Origin of the sequence: Leptospira alexanderi serovar Manhao 3 str. L 60 (assembly GCF_000243815.2) — a bacterium.
In the GTDB taxonomy this organism is placed as follows: Bacteria; Spirochaetota; Leptospiria; order Leptospirales; family Leptospiraceae; genus Leptospira; species Leptospira alexanderi.
In genome coordinates this window covers 1-1,571 of record NZ_AHMT02000033.1, presented here as the reverse complement: position 1 = coordinate 1,571, position 1,571 = coordinate 1, and the positions used below count along the sequence as shown (strand labels likewise).

At 42.5% G+C, this 1,571-nt stretch carries 2 pseudogenes; both read left to right on the top strand.

Going from position 1 to position 1,571, the window contains the following annotated elements:
* Positions 1 to 265 (top strand): annotated as a pseudogene (locus tag LEP1GSC062_RS11270) (LA_3334 family protein); the annotation flags it as partial.
* Positions 266 to 294: 29 nt separating this feature from the next.
* Positions 295 to 1,571, top strand: a pseudogene (locus LEP1GSC062_RS11265) (Kelch repeat-containing protein); the annotation flags it as partial.

The window sequence follows — 1,571 nt, the reverse complement described above, 5'->3', positions numbered from 1 at the left end:
GAATCAATCCATCTATTTCGGTAAACAATTCGGCAGCTTTGCCCCCTACTTCCTATTAGGCGGCGGGGCGACTTCTGTTCAATGGAAGAGCGACTCTCGTTCCTTCAACGGAACCGATCCAGAACTCTTAGGGGAAGTCGGTTGGGCTTGGGAGTTTGCAAACGGATCTCGTCTTAGACTCGGACTTAGATCTCAATGCACTTTTGAATCCGGGGATTCTTTATGCAGGTCCGGAATTCGTATCTCTTGGGGGCTTTTGTTATGATTTTATTTTTAAAAAAAAGAAAACTTCAAATGAACTTTTTACACTTAAGAACCTTTTCTTTCGTTATACCGGCGTTCTTATTAAAAATCGGGAATCTCTTTAAAATAACCCGTTTCACTTTTCTTTTCACGCTAATTTTACAATTCTCAAACTGCCTAAATTCCCCGCTTTCTCACATTCAGGACGCACAAAACGCGAAAGTGAAACTGGCTTTTGTTTCGCAAGTAGGACCGCGTTCCGCTACGATTTTCTGGGAATGTTCTTCTTCTCTTCCTGGTTCTGTTTTGTACGGCAAAGGTGCAATCGAATCCGTCGTCACGAGTTTAGAAAATTCTAAAATTCATTCTATGATTCTTCCCAATCTCGAATCCAATACCGATTATATCGCGTATGTTTCTTGTTCTTCCGACTTAAACAAACTACAAGGAGTTCCTCTTACTTTTAAAACTTGGATCAGTGATTTTCCAAACAGGACTCGTGGTCTTTGGGTTGTGGGTGGAATCGGCGCGGACGCTTCTCCCGTTGCTGAAATTGATTTTTTTGATCCTTGTAACTTCTACTTGGTATCCGGCCGCAACTTCGATTCCCACACCCCGCGCTTTTGCAAACATAGTCTCTCACAAAAATAAAATCTATATTATAGGCGGAATGGAAAAACAAGGAATCAACTACATAGCTTCTAAAAAAACTGAAGTCTATGATCCGTATACAAACCAATGGACAACTCTTGCAGATATGCCCGTCGCCAATCAAGGAGGTGTAATCGCTTCAGTCGGAGAAGAAATTTTTATCATCGCGGGAACGACAACTATAGATATGGTGACCGGTACGATTTTAAATACGGTTTCTCGTTTTGCTCCTGGAATCGGACAAAATGGTTTATGGCAAAGTTATACGTCTCTCACAGCGATTTTTTCCAGAGTAGATATGTCCGGTTGTGGTCTCAATGGAAATATCTTTTTTACCGGAGGAAGATTCACAAACGACGGAACCTCTCAAGCCACGTCCGATTCCTATTCCCCTTCGATCAATTCCACGTCTGCCGCTGGAGAACCTTCTATTACAATCGCAAGGCACGGTGCGGGTTCCGCTTGTGTTAAACCTTTAAATAGTGATCCATTCCCTACAGATCCTGAATGGATTGCAGTCATCGGAGGTTCTACAGGAGTTAGCACTCTACAACCGATCACTTCCATTACTATAACGAATAGAACCGACTTTTTTCAAAACGGAACTCTTGCCTTTGCAATCGGTCCGATTCTTCCCGTTTCCGTTTATTATCCGGGAGTCCAAGCTTCGTATGAAA